The 14,333-nt window shown below is 40.9% G+C and carries 14 protein-coding genes; 6 read left to right on the top strand and 8 right to left on the bottom strand.

Annotated features, from left to right (window positions below; all coding sequences use genetic code 11):
* Nucleotides 1-9: 9 nt before the first annotated feature.
* The 3 genes from ACYX4O_RS03915 to ACYX4O_RS03905 all read left to right on the top strand — a co-directional run bounded on the left by ACYX4O_RS03915 (nt 10) and on the right by ACYX4O_RS03905 (nt 3,549).
* The gene (locus ACYX4O_RS03915; protein WP_476354759.1) at nt 10-735 is read left to right on the top strand and encodes an ABC transporter ATP-binding protein; all 726 of its coding nucleotides are present in this window, start codon (nt 10-12) and stop codon (nt 733-735) included.
* Nucleotides 728-2,368 carry a putative ABC transporter permease subunit gene (locus ACYX4O_RS03910; RefSeq protein WP_476354757.1) on the top strand — a complete coding sequence of 547 codons (1,641 nt, stop codon included), beginning with the start codon at nt 728-730 and terminating at the stop codon, nt 2,366-2,368. The genes ACYX4O_RS03915 and ACYX4O_RS03910 overlap by 8 nt, the downstream gene beginning before the upstream one ends.
* A 671-nt stretch (nt 2,369-3,039) precedes the next feature.
* The gene (locus ACYX4O_RS03905) at nt 3,040-3,549 is read left to right on the top strand and encodes an N-acetyltransferase family protein (protein ID WP_476354755.1); all 510 of its coding nucleotides are present in this window, start codon (nt 3,040-3,042) and stop codon (nt 3,547-3,549) included.
* Between the two features lie 300 nt (nt 3,550-3,849).
* Here ACYX4O_RS03905 and ACYX4O_RS03900 read toward each other — a convergent pair whose 3' ends face one another.
* Entirely contained in the window at nt 3,850-4,272 is a 423-nt protein-coding gene (locus ACYX4O_RS03900; RefSeq protein WP_476354753.1) for a universal stress protein, read from the bottom strand.
* A 277-nt stretch (nt 4,273-4,549) separates the two neighbouring features.
* Here ACYX4O_RS03900 and ACYX4O_RS03895 point away from each other — a divergent pair, with 277 nt between their 5' ends.
* Nucleotides 4,550-6,022: a SulP family inorganic anion transporter gene (locus ACYX4O_RS03895; protein ID WP_476354751.1), complete on the top strand. Its 1,473-nt coding sequence runs from the start codon at nt 4,550-4,552 to the stop codon at nt 6,020-6,022.
* 83 nt (nt 6,023-6,105) lie between these two features.
* Here ACYX4O_RS03895 and ACYX4O_RS03890 read toward each other — a convergent pair whose 3' ends face one another.
* From ACYX4O_RS03890 to ACYX4O_RS03875, 4 genes are all read right to left on the bottom strand, one after another.
* On the bottom strand, nt 6,106-6,252 hold the full coding sequence (locus ACYX4O_RS03890) for a hypothetical protein (protein WP_188654075.1): 147 nt from the start codon (nt 6,250-6,252) through the stop codon (nt 6,106-6,108).
* Between the two features lie 180 nt (nt 6,253-6,432).
* Complete coding sequence (gene chrA / locus ACYX4O_RS03885) at nt 6,433-7,599, bottom strand: chromate efflux transporter (RefSeq protein ID WP_476354749.1); 1,167 nt, start codon at nt 7,597-7,599, stop codon at nt 6,433-6,435.
* A gap of 96 nt (nt 7,600-7,695) precedes the next feature.
* Nucleotides 7,696-8,088: a GNAT family N-acetyltransferase gene (locus tag ACYX4O_RS03880; protein WP_476354747.1), complete on the bottom strand. Its 393-nt coding sequence runs from the start codon at nt 8,086-8,088 to the stop codon at nt 7,696-7,698.
* Between the two features lie 168 nt (nt 8,089-8,256).
* Nucleotides 8,257-9,153: an AEC family transporter gene (locus ACYX4O_RS03875; RefSeq protein ID WP_476354745.1), complete on the bottom strand. Its 897-nt coding sequence runs from the start codon at nt 9,151-9,153 to the stop codon at nt 8,257-8,259.
* A 146-nt stretch (nt 9,154-9,299) separates the two neighbouring features.
* Here ACYX4O_RS03875 and ACYX4O_RS03870 point away from each other — a divergent pair, with 146 nt between their 5' ends.
* On the top strand, nt 9,300-9,701 hold the full coding sequence (locus tag ACYX4O_RS03870; protein WP_188654096.1) for a hypothetical protein: 402 nt from the start codon (nt 9,300-9,302) through the stop codon (nt 9,699-9,701).
* Between the two features lie 173 nt (nt 9,702-9,874).
* On the opposite strand, the gene cls is transcribed toward ACYX4O_RS03870, so the two are convergent.
* Nucleotides 9,875-11,380: a cardiolipin synthase gene (cls, locus tag ACYX4O_RS03865; protein WP_476354743.1), complete on the bottom strand. Its 1,506-nt coding sequence runs from the start codon at nt 11,378-11,380 to the stop codon at nt 9,875-9,877.
* A 114-nt stretch (nt 11,381-11,494) separates the two neighbouring features.
* A complete protein-coding gene (locus ACYX4O_RS03860; protein WP_476354741.1) occupies nt 11,495-12,484 on the bottom strand; it encodes a nucleotidyltransferase domain-containing protein in 990 nt (329 codons plus the stop codon).
* A gap of 287 nt (nt 12,485-12,771) precedes the next feature.
* Between ACYX4O_RS03860 and ACYX4O_RS03855 the strand changes: the two genes are divergently transcribed.
* On the top strand, nt 12,772-13,461 hold the full coding sequence (locus ACYX4O_RS03855) for a YczE/YyaS/YitT family protein (RefSeq protein ID WP_188654102.1): 690 nt from the start codon (nt 12,772-12,774) through the stop codon (nt 13,459-13,461).
* Here the strand turns inward: ACYX4O_RS03855 and ACYX4O_RS03850 are convergent.
* Nucleotides 13,453-14,010: a metal-dependent hydrolase gene (locus tag ACYX4O_RS03850; RefSeq protein ID WP_476354739.1), complete on the bottom strand. Its 558-nt coding sequence runs from the start codon at nt 14,008-14,010 to the stop codon at nt 13,453-13,455. The genes ACYX4O_RS03855 and ACYX4O_RS03850 overlap by 9 nt on opposite strands.
* Nucleotides 14,011-14,333 lie beyond the last annotated feature (323 nt).

The following is a 14,333-nucleotide window of genomic DNA, read 5'->3' as shown; positions in this document are numbered from 1 at the left end:
TGGGGCTTTATGATTGAAATCAATCAGGTTACTAAAAAGTATAATCAAAATAAAACCGCCGTTAGCCAACTTGATCTTTCCATTCCAGACGGAAAGATCATTGGTTTTCTAGGACCTAACGGAGCAGGGAAATCAACAACAATCAAAATGATTACAGGCATTCTTCCGATTGATGAAGGATCCATTACAATCAATGGACATAATATTTCAGAAAATCCAATTGAAGCTAAGCGCTCCTTCGGCTACGTGCCAGACCATCCCGACCAATTCTTGCGGTTAAAAGGAATAGAATACCTTCAATTCATAGGAGATATGTATGAAGTTCCAAAACATATAAGCCAAGAGAAAATTGAGCGGATGACGAAAACCTTCGGGATTTATGATGTCTTAAATGACACCATACAAACCTATTCCCATGGGATGCGCCAGAAGATTGTTATTACAGGTGTCCTCCTTCACGATCCTGATGTATGGATACTTGATGAACCTCTTACAGGACTCGATCCCAAGTCATCTTATGCTGTAAAGGAAATGATGCGCGAGCATGCAGCAAAAGGCAAAACGGTGTTTTTCTCTACTCACGTTCTCGAAGTTGTCGAACAGCTGTGTGATGAAGTTGCGATTATACAAGATGGTACACTTCAATTTTACGGCACAATGGATGCTATGCGAGAGAAATACCAGTCAGATGAGACGCTTGAACACATTTTCTTGGAGCTGACTGAACATGAATAAAATGATCCAACTTAGTAAGATCATGATGAAGATGCATTTCTCTTGGTCTAGTAAGAGTAGCGGTCAGAAAGTGAACGCAGCCATCATTAGCGCCCTGACGTTAATAATGTTGGTCATTTGGTTTTGGTTTTTAGATAGTATTATTGCTGGTCTTCACACGATATTATCGCCAGCGGGACTATCCAACATGATCATAGCTATCGCTCTATTACTTGTCAGCATTTTATTACTGTTTACTAGTCTTCCTTCAATTCTGACATCCTTTTATTTCTCTGATGACATCGAAACTTACATTCCACTCCCTTTGCACCCTTATCAAATCATATTAGGGAAATCAATCGGGCCTCTTGTATCAGTATATGGTTTTACATTATTTGGCCTTGGACCTGTGTTTTTGCTATATGGTATGTATTCAGGTGCTTCAATCGGTTATTACTTAACTGCCTTGATAACGTTGCTTTTATTCCCGATTGTTCCTTTTATCTTTGCTAGCTTACTCATGATGATTGTTATGCGTTATGCCAATATTGCAAAGAATAAAGATCGCACTAAAGTATTTGCCGGTGTTTTCTCGCTAGTGTTTATTGTTGGAGTTAATGTGGTTATTCGACTTAACCAAGATGCAGGCAATGTTTCTCAAGATGCCGGAAAGTGGCTAGCAGAGCAAGAACATGTGTTATGGAATACCACTAAATTTCTGCCAAATGTCTTCTTAGCTACAGAAGCGCTAAATGGTCAACTCCCTTTGTGGCAATCTCTACTCGCTTTCATCGGATTTATCCTGATTACATTGGTGAGCGTAACTATCTTCTTACTAGCCGGACAGAAGCTTTACTACCATGGTGTTAGAGGAGTCTCAGGAGGAAGCAAGAGCCGGAAATCGGTTGATATTCATTCAAGTAACAAGAATCTCTCACCATTTTGGAGCTATACAAGGAAAGAGGTTAAACTTGTTTTTCGTACCCCCTCTTTCTTTATTAATTGCGTTGTTCAAAATTTGTTTGCGCCGATTTTTTTAGCCATCATGCTTTTTCTCGATAATGGAATTTCAGAACTCACCGCTGAAATTGGTTCCGTTGATGGAAAATATATATTAATAGGTATGATTGGATTTACTTTATTTGTACTTGGAACCAACCCAACGGCTACAACTGCCATCTCACGCGAAGGTCGAAGTTGGTTTACAAACTTATACATGCCCGTTCACCCGAAAACCATTCTTTTCAGCAAGGCATTTTCCGCCTTCCTCATTCAAGGGATCTCACTCATTATTCTTATGGCCGTATTCGCCTTTGTCATTAACATTCCTTGGATTTATATAATCCTGTGGTTATGTTTAGCCTTAGGAACGAGCTGGTTCTCTAACCTGTTTGGTGTGTACCTAGACGCTAAACAGCCTAAGCTTAATTGGAGCGATGAACAACAAGTATTCAAAGCAAGATTTGTACCACTACAGAGTATGCTAATACAAGCATGCGGTTTTGGAATATTTTTGGTGGTCGTATGGAAACTCCCTTTTACAAGCGTAGCAACCACCATGGGATTGCTTCTATTAGGAATATCCATCGCCATTTACCTATCCCAACGCTTGTTACGCTCTTTCGCTAAAAATGAATTTCACCATATACAATAAGCACCTGGCATTGGCCAGGTGCTATTTTCTTTTTAAGTTCCCTCACCCCAAAAAAGCAATTCCATCTAACAAAGTGTTTAAGAATAGGGCAGGGTTGTTGAAGACTCGAAGCTGAGACACTGGGTCAGGTTAGGTCCGTTGCCAAGCAGAGTGATTGGGCAGGCTTGGGGACAACTCGCTTTCCTGCGGGGAGCTGGGAAGCCTCCTCAATCGCTCCGCGCTTTGCGGGGTCTCCCCTAGGCTCCTCTTCCCGCGGGAGTCTCGCAGTCCCCAAGCCTACCCTGACATTAATTAGGTGAACGGACCGCTTATACAAGTTGCTCTTAAGCCCCCTACTTCACAAATATAGCGCGTTTCCGTATCTCCCTATTTGGCGAAGGTGGACCTGGAAATTGCGAGACTCCTGCGGGAGAAAGAGGTCGACGAGACCCCGCAGGGTGGTTTTCCCGAGGAGGCTCGACAGCTCGCCCGCGGAAAGCGAGTGATTTCCAGGCCCACCTTACGCTCTAATCAAGCTTACGGAAACGTCTCTATCTATCACAAAATAGGAAATATCTCAGTTTCAAGTCTTCCGTATAAGGGGGCTTATAAGGAATAAATTATATTGGTATTTCGCCACTCGAATAAAAACAGTATAATAAGATCAACTGCTACTAATGAGGAGGTATGATATGGACATTAAACGACTAGGCTCCATTGACGCAGAAATTTATTGGAACCTACGCCTTGAATCTCTACTCACAAACCCAGAAGCCTTTATTACCACTTACGATGAAGCGAAGCAAAGGACAAGTCCTGTAGAACGCACTGCTGATCAATTAAGCAACCAAAGCACACACACATACGGAGCATTTATAGATGGCCATCTTCGTGGAGTGGTTACCCTTCACCCAGAAACCCACACAAAGTTCAAACATAAAGGACACATACTAGCCATGTACGTATCCCCGCAAACAAGAGGTCTTGGTGTAGGTACTGCCTTATTAGATTCCTGCACAGCAAAAGCCCAATCCCTACATATTGAACAACTCCATCTAAGCGTTGTCGCCACGAACCAACCAGCGATCGACCTTTATCGAAAATACGGTTTCACTAAATACGGACACGAACCACGTGCTATAAAGCTTAAAGAGGGTCACTATTTAGATGAAGAATTGATGTATAAAGAGATAGTGGAGTAGCACGCAGTTTAGAACTGCGTGCTTTTTTACGTCATTCCTATAGCCGTTTCGTCACTTCAGCCTAAGCTTTCGTCATTCAGCGCATGACTTTGGTCACTGCTCTCCACTCTTACGACATTCCGTTGACCGTTTCGTCACTCCAGACTACGCTTTCGTCATTCAACGCATGACTTTGGTCACTGCTCCCCACTCTTACGACATTCCGTTGACCGTTACGTCATTCCAAGTAATCTATACCTACAAAAAAGGCAGAACCCGCTACGGATTCTGCCTTTTTGATACTACTTTCTTCCTTATTTATTATTTCACAATCATCACCGGACATTGAGCTCCAAGGGTCACTTTGTGAGAAACACTACCCAAAACGACTTCCTGAAGTGCGTTAAGACCTCGACTTCCCATGATGACGACATCGTATTCCTCTTCATTGGCTACGCGAGTAAGTTCTGTTCCTGGATCACCTTTTAACAGCTTAAAATCGTAACTTACTTCTTTGCGATCGAATAAACCTTCAACCGGTTTAACTCGTTCGTGCCTTTTTTGTTCTAGGAGACTCATGCTGCTTCCTTCTGTAAGAACGTCGTGTTTTGAGGCGGCTGGATCGACGACATAGGCGATGGTTACCCTTGCGCATGCTTCAATCTTAGCAAGATGTGCAGCTTTATGAGCAGCTCGCAGAGCAGATTCAGATCCATCTGTGGCTAGAAGTATTCGTTGATACATAACAAAACTCCCCCCTAATATATGGCTACACTTCTAATCATACCACGGTTTTAATCTCTAAAGGACCATTAAATATTCAGACAAAAAAATGTCATTTTTATGGTTCGGGGGTCTATAGACAAGCATATACGAGATATCTGAAGAAAAAACCTTAATTAAACGCTTACACGGGGTTATTTGTTTTGCCCCCTTCGTGTTATAATCACTCTCGTTGCAATCGGATTGCTTTCGGCGCGGTCGAAAGCCAACATTAAAAATTGAAGAAAGAGGTGTCGATTTGAACGTACAATCTCTAAAACAACAATGGTTTGGAAACATTAAGGGAGACGTACTTTCTGGTATTGTTGTTGCTCTTGCTCTGATTCCTGAAGCAATTGCCTTCTCTATCATTGCAGGTGTAGATCCTAAAGTCGGCTTGTACGCATCCTTCTGTATTGCGGTTGTCATTGCTTTTACTGGCGGTCGATCTGGTATGATCTCAGCGGCCACAGGTGCTATGGCGCTCTTGATGGTGACACTGGTTAAAGATCATGGCTTAGAATATCTATTAGCCGCTACGATTTTAACCGGGGTTTTGCAGTATTTGTTTGGTGTATTGAAGGTCGCCAAATTTATGAAGTTCATCCCCCGTTCAGTTATGATCGGGTTTGTGAACGCTTTGGGGATTCTGATCTTTACCGCTCAGCTTCAACACTTTGAAGGTGAAGGAATGGCGATGTACCTAATGGTTGCAGGGTCTCTTGCAATTATTTATATCCTACCACGCTTTACGACTGTGATCCCTGCTCCTCTTGTTGCCATTATCGTTATGACAGTAATTGCTTTAACAACAAGCGTAGGAGTTCGAACAGTTGGAGACATGGGTACATTACCAAGTGAACTACCAATGTTTTTAATTCCTGATATTCCACTGAATTTCGAAACGCTTCAAATTATTTTCCCATATGCATTTGCATTATCCATTGTGGGACTACTTGAATCGTTACTAACAGCTCAAATTGTGGACGACATGACAGACACGCCGAGTGACAAGAACAAAGAAGCTCGTGGGCAAGGTGTTTCTAACGTCGTTGCTGGATTTTTTGGCGGTATGGCCGGCTGTGCGATGATTGGCCAATCTGTCATTAACGTAAAATCTGGCGGACGTGGAAGACTTTCCACTTTAATAGCAGGCTTGTTCTTATTATTCCTGATTCTCGTTTTACAAGATATCCTTGTGCAAATCCCAATGGCAGCTCTTGTAGGTGTTATGATTATGGTATCAATCGGTACTTTCGATTGGTCTTCTCTAACGAAGCTACATCGTATGCCCGTTACTGACGCAGCTGTTATGATTGTAACCGTAGGAACAGTTGTTTACACACACAACCTATCTCTTGGTGTATTTGCAGGTATTATCTTAAGTGCAATCTTCTTCGTTGCAAAAATCTCTAATATTCACGTTGAGAAAACATTAGATGCTGAGCATAGTAAGCGTATGTACCGTGTAACAGGTCAAATGTTCTTCGCATCTATTTCCGAATTCGCCGATTACTTTGATTATAAAGAAGAAGTGGACACAGTAGCGATTGACTTCAGTGCCACACACGTTTGGGACGATTCAGCGGTTGGAGCGATTGATAAAGTCGTGATGAAATTCCAAGAACAAGGTACGAACGTGGAAATTATGGGACTTAATGACGCAAGTTCTACTTTAGTAAACAAACTCGCTGTTCATGATAAACCAAATGCCAAAGCATCTGGCCATTAAAAGAATGAAAGATCCCCTGGCGCTGAGCGTCAGGGGATCTTTTTTATGCTATCATTTTAGGGGGTAACGATTACGATGTAGATTTACATGAAATAATGTTGTACAAGAAGTGCGAGTGATGTAAGGACAAGTGTTCCATAGTTAAACAAGAAGTTATTCTCTTTCGAAAACTGTTGCTCTCTTCCCGTGAGTGATACCATGGCCTGTTTACGCAATTTGGTCTCTTCCATCAGATCTAATCACCACTTTTGTAAACGGTTTCATATCGTGAACCCATCATAACACACCTTTTAATTATCTGACAAGTCTGATAATTTTTTATTAAATTAGGGGCCCATCACTTTAAATATCTCAGCTTCGTGTACAAAAAAAGATATGGTCCCCCCATATCTTTTTCAATTCAACAATATTTATACAATCGCCGATACAGCCACGTAGGCAAGCACGGTTAGGATTACAACGAGCCAAGCTGGGCGCTTCCAGAAATATAATAACGCAAATGAGCCCAGGCTTACTGCTACATCTTTAGGTGCTTCGATCGCACTTGTCCAAATCGGATCGTAGAATGCTGCAAGCAATAGACCAACTACAGCAGCATTTACACCTAGCAAGGCCGCACGTACTCGTTTTACTTTTCGCAGTGAGTTCCAAAACGGTAGCACGCCAATCAACAGCAAGAATGATGGCAGAAACATCGCTATAGATGCCACAATCCCGCCTGGAACCCCTTTTACCACTGTTCCGATATAACTTGAGAACGTGAACATAGGTCCAGGTACAGCTTGTGTTGCCCCGTATCCCGCTAAGAATAGGTCCTTAGAAATAAGTGCTGAGACAACTTCAGCTTCTAACATAGGCAGAACCACATGGCCTCCCCCAAATACAATCGAACCAACTCGATAGAAGATATCAAAAATCGTCACATATATGGAAGAACTAGCATTCGCCACTATGGGAATAACAGCAAGCAAGGCTGCAAAAATCGATAGAGATATAATTCCTGTTCGTTTTTTAAACCTGAGCCCTACATCCTGTCCTTCAGGTAGCTCAGCATGACGATAAAGAATAATACCACTCATTGCACCAGCTAGAATGACAACAATCTGGAATAAAGCAGTTTGATAGAACAACAGGGCGATCGCTGCTAGGATCGCAATTGTAATACGAGGACGATCTGGTGTTAACTTCTTGCCCATATTCATAATCGCATGAGCCACTACTGCTACGGCAACGACTTTTAACCCTTTCACCCAGGAAGCGTCTTGGATTCCTAAAGAATGAACGGTAAGCGCGAAGAGAATTAGAGCTACAATAGACGGAAGGGTAAACCCAACCCACGCACAAATTCCACCTAAGATCCCACCACGAACCATCCCTATAGAGATGCCTACCTGACTACTAGCAGGACCAGGTAGAAATTGGCACAACGCAATAAGGTCTGCATAACTTTTATCATCAAGCCATTTCCGTCTTTTCACATACTCATCTTGGAAGTACGCCAAGTGAGCAACAGGGCCACCGAACGAGGTCAAACCTAACCGAAAAGCGACAAGCAAAATTTCTATGTAAGTCTTCACACAATTGCCTCCTTCACTAAACATCTCCCTCATTTTATAGGGAAGCATCTTTGGAGGCAATAGCATGGTTGATATATTTACATTCTTGTAATCAACTTAAACGGATTCTTCTTTTTTATGTGCGAACGTTTCATCTAGTAAGCGCTTCTCTAACGTGGAGTCAATTCCTGCGTGTTTATATTTCGGAGATACGGTCAACTCAACATATTCGAAGCAATCATAAATGCCTTCGGCTCTATTTTCACCTGCAGGTTCTAAATCAGATCGTTTCACGTCCTTCTTTACACAATGATAGCCATACGCATAGCCAACGACCTTCCCCTTGCACAAAGCAATCCAACCTTTATGACCTTCTTCATAAGCATCCTTTATAATTTGCGAGCGAATAGACTCACTTGTTTCCTCACCTTCACACACTTCAAGAGACAGAGATACTACATCTTCTATATAACCGCTCGTCTCATCAAAAGGTACGTAAGATATCAACATTTTAGTTCACTCCTTATTCTTACCTAGACCATTCCCTTTTTTGCTAGAAATGTAACCCTTTTATTGTTTTAGAATAATAAACGGCACTGGCATTTCATAGCCAGTACCGCTTCTCTAATTTATTGTTAAATAATATTCACTATATAAAATAACGAGCATTTTAACCACTTACGAAATAAATGTTAGCAATGTTGAAATCGTCACAATACTCGCTAATGTCGTCACAAGCGTAATGCTTGAAACAAGTTCTGGCCTGGCATTAAATTCGACTGCATACATCGTCGTGGTTGCTGCAGAAGGCATAGCTGCAGAAACAATTAACACTTTAGCAAGCAGAGGATCCACTGGCATCAGCCATACTAGAAGTAGAGCAATAAGAGGTGAAACCAGAAGCCTAAGACTTGATGCATAGCTAACTTTCCCCCACTCCATCGATTTCACTGATATATCAGCCAACTGCATCCCTAAGACAATCATAACTCCAGGAATAGCAGCGTCAGCAATAAGGTGAATCGGGGAAAAAAGGTTCTCTGGCATTGGAATATGTAATACATTCATAAGTAATGCAATAATGACCGCATAGGTAGCCGGCATTTTCATAACCGATTGTGCAGCTAACTTCATGCCGGATTGTCCCCTTGCCGCGTAGTACACACCAAAGAAATTCATGATAATGGCTTGTAAGACAAGAAAGGATACTGAATAAGCAAACCCTTCCTCACCAAACGCAAACAGAACAATGGGAGCCCCATAATTCCCTGAATTCATAAATGCAGTAGATAAAATCATACCGCTTTCAACAGATTGATCATACCCCTTTATGACTTTTGTGATTTTATTAATGATTATAATAGCCGTAAGAAGACATGCAGAAAAGACTACAATAATGATGTATTCCCCATTTAGCTTCGCATCATAAAATGTCTCAAACACTAAGCACGGCGTTAAAATATAAATGGCAACGGTGGATACTGATTTAATATCTAACTGCTTCCACTTCTGAATGCCAAACCCACATAAAAACACAAGAAGCACTGGGAAAACGACCTGGATAAACACACTCACTTTCGATCCCTTCTTTCATTCACAATTGGTTGACTAGGCTATTAAACCTTTGTCGAATTCTTGAACATTAAGACTAGCATATTTTCTGACTTTACAACTATGATAAAGTTAGAATCACGAAGATTGATGATATGGAGGAATGGTGTATGAATTCTATAAGTCTATTGTTACTACGTTTCGCAGGCCTATTTGGTTTAATCGGAGCCTTCATCGGCTCACACATGGCCGGTTCACAAGGAGGCGCGTATGCCCTTCGGCCTATTCACGCTCACATCTTAGTCGTAGGGTGGCTATCCCTATTTGCCTGGTCCGCCTTTTACCAACTATTCGAAACCCGATTTATAAAATTAGCAAAAACCCACGCCTGGACCGCCATAATCGGCACATCCGGCCTAACACTTGGTATGTGGTTGTACATGGTTAACCCTTTAGAACTTGCCAAAGGCTTCACAACCGTCTTCTACATCGTAGGAGGAACACTTGTATTAGTAAGCTTTGCATTGTTTTTTGTACTAACGTTTTTAGTACAACCATCCCGAAAGCAGTAACACACTACCTGTAGGGAAGTGAGACACCTAAGTTGGGTGGGGCCGTTTGCGTTTATGGAGTGGTAGGGATGTCTGGGGAACGACTCGCTTTCCCGAACCACCTTACTCTCAATATCGAACCTCCCACATAATAGAGCATCACATTGCTGCTGGCAATGTGATGCTCTTTTTCTCTATAGGAGAGGTGCGAAGAGTCGGGCGAAGGCTTCTTTCCATTTCTCTGAAGTCTTTCGCTTCGCAAATTCATCGTAAATCACTTCACTAGACTCTTCTAAGTCTTTATAGTAATTCTCAATCAACTTATCGACTGGTTCTCCGTCATATAAAATTAGATTAACTTCAAAGTTTAGGTAAAAACTTCTTAAATCCATATTAGCCGTACCGATAGAAGCTGTTTCATCATCGATAATCATAATTTTATGGTGCATAAAGTCCTTCTCATATAAATAAATTTGAATTCCGTCTTCAAGCAGTTCAGGAAAATACGAGTGACCAGCATAATAAGTAAGCCAGTTATCAGAAGGTTTTGGAATGAGTAATTTCACATCTAAACCTTGCTGAGCTGCAACTCGAAGGGCTGTATGAATCTCTCTTGAAGGTACAAAGTAAGGTGTAGCAATTTTTACAGATTTTTTGGCACTGTGGATCAGCGTTGTGTACACATCTCTCATAATCTGGTGTTCATTATGAGGACCACTTGGAACCACTTGTGTATTTGTATTAGATTGTTCAGGTTCTGGTATAGCTTCTGTACTATATTGTTTCACCAAGTTCTCGTCTGTGATATACCACCAATCAACAAGAAAGATTAAGTGTAGGTCCTTGATGGCAGCACCCCGTAGGACCATGTGTGTGTCACGCCAGTCTGGAAATTCCTCACTGATTCCATGGTATTCATCCCCGACGTTCATCCCTCCGACAAATCCAACTTCATTATCAATGACGATAATCTTACGGTGGTTTCGGAAGTTAAATGTTTGAGTTGCAAGCCCACTAGCAATTGGCAGAAACACATGTACTTCAATCCCTGCTTCCTGCATATCTTTCACGTCTTTTTTCTTTAGTTTTAAACTACCAGCGGAATCATAAAGAAGACGAACAGTAACTCCTTCTTGCGCCTTCTGTTTCAAAATTTCTTTTATTTCACGCCCTGTTTCATCACTGTTAAATAGATAGTATTCCATATGAATAAATGATTTCGCTTGTTTTAGCTTTTCCATGATTTCAGGGAAAGCTTCTTGACCGTTTGTTAGAATCTTGACGTGATTCTCATTACGGAGAGGCGTTTGTGCATAGGATTCTACTATTTTACGAATGCGCTCTTGCGGACCATTTAATGGTTTAATATCCTTCTTCTCTGTTTCCGGCTCTTCTTCATCAAACACTTCATGAGCTTTCCTTCTCTTTTCCTGGAATAAAATCCCTTGTCTTGAAAGTTGCCCTGAATAAATGTAAAAGAAATAACCTATTATCGGGAGAAGGAGAATCAAAAGGATCCACACAAGTGTATTTGTCGATGACCTACGCTCCAAAATTATATAAAAAGATATGACTAAAATAGCTCCTATGTAAAAAAGAGCGAATATCAGTTGAAGCATAAAGCTAAGCGGAAGTAAAAATACACCTAAAAAAGCGATGCCTAGTAAGACGAGTAAAGTAAGTTGTATTTGAGGTTTCATAATGATCTCCTTTTCAAGAGATTTTCTTCTGACTAAGAACGTTTTCCCTACGGACCTTTCCCTCAAACAAATCATTCTCAGGAAAATGACAAAAGCCGCATTTTTAGCGGCCTTTTATTTTTGTTCCAATTTAAGCTTGTGCTTAGAATCATCTATAACGTATTTTGTATAGGTTAGTAGTCCTTCAATATCTTGAGGTGGTAAGGAAATAAATCCAATATCCTCTAAACTCCTCTTAAGTTGGGACGGCAATGTTCTGAAATAGTCTTCAAATTCCTTATCCTGAGACGTTTCAAGTAAGAGAGAGAAAGCCTTATTGTAAGCATGCCATAACACATTTGCTTCGTCGCCCTCTTCCGCTTTTCTTCTAGCCTTTCTTGACCAGAGATCATCTTCAAGTTCTGATAAACCACCTACATGATTAAAACCAGATTTACGAAGATGTTCACGAAGCTTAGTCATCACTTGAGCTACTTTCTCAAAGGTAACTGTTGAAGTAGGAGAAAATGGTAATACATCCATAATCTCAGACGATCGATCAAGTTTCCTTAAGTGCGTGACGATATGGCCTAAGCTTACATTGTTCTCATAGATGAATTGATGTAATAACATGCTTTCCGTGAAAGCTGCAAGCGCAGCATGCGTCGCCCCAAATGCTCGTCCTGCTCCAACTTGGTCTTCTGCATATTTTATACGCCCTTCAATCAACCTTTCAACATCCTGGATCGATCCTTTTTCCCCTTTAATCGAAGAAAAATAAGACTTGGCCCAGTTCTGCAATTTGCTCAACTCTGCATTTGTATCCTTTAAAATAATAGACTCACTAAGGAAGCGATAATGCCACGGATTGTATGCCAGCAATTCTTTATTTGGAAATTCTAAGATCGATTTTGTATGAAGTTGAATATACTCACCTCTATAAAAAATAACGCGATCTCCCAAATACTGCTCTCTGCCTGTATAGCAAATAATGTTGATGTCGCTGTATTTATCTGCTTCCCCTCTAGCAACAGAACCAACTAAAACGGCGTATGTGCTATATACAAGCTCATTTTGAACAAATTCCTTAGCCAGTTCTAAAAAACGATAATTTCGAGGATACATCCCTTTTCCCCCTCATCAAAATAGTTTCGTTCAACTGCCAATCTCCGCTTACCGGACAACCGTTATATGTTTACAAAATCATTTGAAAGACCCTAAAATGAAAATCATTCTCTCTATCTAAACAAAAGTCTCATTGGGTATAATAGGGATAATCTATACATTTGAGTTCAATTTTTACTGATTTTGCTTTATCCTTAGTACAGTAAGCATCATCAATTGCTCATACTGATATGTATACCCTTTCCATAGACGTTTCAAAAGGCGAATCTGAAAAAAGGAGATTCAACATGTCTAAACTTTCTGAAATGTATCATCATTACCTAGGTTCAAAACAAAAGTGGTTACAATTTTCACTTTACTTATTCGGTATTGTAATCTCTAGCCTAGGATTAGCTCTTCTTGTGATCTCAGCTGTCGGGGTAGCCCCCGGGGATAGTGTAGCACTTGGTTTATCTAAGCGATTTGATATCAAAATTGGTTATTTACTTATCATTGGATTTATAGCCCTTGTCCTTGTAAATGCCAAGATTGAAGGGAAACGACCTCGTTTTGAATCCTTATTACCTATCCTTTTAAGAGGGTGGACGTTAAATCTATGGTTGTACAACGTATTAAACAATACACGCATTGATGTGTTGTGGGCCCAATGGGGTGTATTCGTTATTGGTGTCGTATTCATGGGGCTTGGAATTGGAATGTATTTACGCGCTCCATTCCCTCATATTCCTGTCGATCACTTCATGATGATTGTAAATGAGAAGACAAACCAATCGAAACGAGTAGTACGAATTCTCTTTGAATTCGCCCTTGCTGGCCTAGGTCTTTATTTAGGTGGTTGGGATGTAGTTGGACTAGGAACAGTCATTACTGCCTTATTCCTCGGACCTATTATCCAATACTTCTATGAGATAACAGGCTTTGTAGAACGACTCAGTCACTCTAAAGCTTCCAAAAAACAAGATTCGGTATTAGAGTGAACGCTTTCTACTAGCGTTCACTTTTTTTATAGTCAAATAAATGATAGTCAAACCAATTAGGGTTCCGTTTACTAAAGAGAAGATATCCCCATAATGACGCTTGTCCCAGTATGAAATCGGTCCTCTTATAATCCAATCACTAACTGGATAAAAGATAGGTATAGCATCATTAACATGCGTAAGTAGATCAATAACAACATGACCAAGCCAACCATACATAAAACCGGTCCATTTATTCAACTTCCATCCTTTGTAATAAACAACCAAAGCAAACGTAATTCCCCAAATAAAGATTGAATGCCCCGCCTGTCTTAATACTTCCACAACCGGATGAGCAAATAAAGCATGAGCCAGATCATGCACAACCCCAGCCCACCCCATCTCTTCTATCGCATTAGCAGTAAAAATATCGCCAAAGATTAAGATATAAAAGAACATAATATAGTAAATCAGATCAGGAAACACACTCCCTACAATCGCATAAGGAACAGCTTCTTTCTTCTTACGCAATGCGACATACGTCCAAAATCCATGATGTAATGTATTCATGATGGAATAGACTCCTTTTTCATTTAGGTTTGTTAAATGGAACAAAGTTTTCATAATAAGGAAGTAATCTTGAAGACTCGAAGCTGAGACACTTTATTTTGTGTGAGGCCGTTACGTTTATGGAGAGCTAGGGGTGTCTGGGGAACGACTCGCTTTCCACGGGCGAGCTGTCGAGCCTCCTCATTCGCTTTGCTCATTCCGGGGTCTCGTCGACCTCTTTCTCCCGTAGGAGTCTCCCCGTTCCCCAGACACCCCCTTATTAAAGTAGTAGAACGGCCCCGCTGCTTGAGTGTTGCTGTTGCCTAATTGATTCTACATTTGCC

Source organism: Pontibacillus sp. ABV4_188 (assembly GCF_056311905.1).
Note: the sequence above shows the minus strand (reverse complement) of the source record. Positions and strands in the feature narration are given on the sequence as shown.

Bases quoted from the DNA above. Each gene is read 5' to 3' on its own strand.
- ACYX4O_RS03915 (WP_476354759.1), top strand. From the start codon at position 10: ATGATTGAAATCAATCAGGTTACTAAAAAGTATAATCAAAATAAAACC.
- ACYX4O_RS03910 (WP_476354757.1), top strand. From the start codon at position 728: ATGAATAAAATGATCCAACTTAGTAAGATCATGATGAAGATGCATTTC.
- ACYX4O_RS03905 (WP_476354755.1), top strand. From the start codon at position 3,040: ATGGACATTAAACGACTAGGCTCCATTGACGCAGAAATTTATTGGAAC.
- ACYX4O_RS03900 (WP_476354753.1), bottom strand. From the start codon at position 4,272: ATGTATCAACGAATACTTCTAGCCACAGATGGATCTGAATCTGCTCTG.
- ACYX4O_RS03890 (WP_188654075.1), bottom strand. From the start codon at position 6,252: ATGGAAGAGACCAAATTGCGTAAACAGGCCATGGTATCACTCACGGGA.
- ACYX4O_RS03880 (WP_476354747.1), bottom strand. From the start codon at position 8,088: ATGTTGATATCTTACGTACCTTTTGATGAGACGAGCGGTTATATAGAA.
- ACYX4O_RS03870 (WP_188654096.1), top strand. From the start codon at position 9,300: ATGAATTCTATAAGTCTATTGTTACTACGTTTCGCAGGCCTATTTGGT.
- cls (WP_476354743.1), bottom strand. From the start codon at position 11,380: ATGAAACCTCAAATACAACTTACTTTACTCGTCTTACTAGGCATCGCT.
- ACYX4O_RS03860 (WP_476354741.1), bottom strand. From the start codon at position 12,484: ATGTATCCTCGAAATTATCGTTTTTTAGAACTGGCTAAGGAATTTGTT.
- ACYX4O_RS03855 (WP_188654102.1), top strand. From the start codon at position 12,772: ATGTCTAAACTTTCTGAAATGTATCATCATTACCTAGGTTCAAAACAA.
- ACYX4O_RS03850 (WP_476354739.1), bottom strand. From the start codon at position 14,010: ATGAATACATTACATCATGGATTTTGGACGTATGTCGCATTGCGTAAG.